Source organism: Alkalicoccobacillus porphyridii (assembly GCF_007293315.1).
GTDB lineage: Bacteria > Bacillota > Bacilli > Bacillales > Bacillaceae_D > Alkalicoccobacillus > Alkalicoccobacillus porphyridii.
This window is the reverse complement of the sequence record NZ_VLXZ01000162.1, coordinates 1-284: the sequence shown is the minus strand read 5'-3', so window position 1 is coordinate 284 and position 284 is coordinate 1. Positions and strand designations below refer to the sequence as shown.

General features: G+C 45.4%; 1 tRNA gene. It reads right to left on the bottom strand.

Features of this window, described 5'->3' with window-relative positions:
- Positions 1 to 29: 29 nt before the first annotated feature.
- Positions 30 to 105 (bottom strand) — tRNA-Lys (locus FN960_RS23895).
- Between the last annotated feature and the right edge of the window lie 179 nt (positions 106 to 284).

Sequence of the window (284 nt, the reverse complement as noted above, 5' to 3'; positions counted from 1 at the left end):
AATCTGAAGAATCAGACCGAAGAAAATTTTGGTGGGCCCTGAGTGATTCGAACACTCGACCAACGGATTAAGAGTCCGCTGCTCTACCAACTGAGCTAACGACCCACTTTTTCGTTGCTTTCGGTTTGTTTGATATCCCGTGGCAACGGCGGCATATATTACTGATTTCAGACTTGAGCGCAACAAAAATTTCGATGCAGATCACTCAACTGCTTATGATTCGCACGACACGACCAGAAATAATGCGACTTCTGGTCGTGTGTTATGCATTACATCGCGTTCAG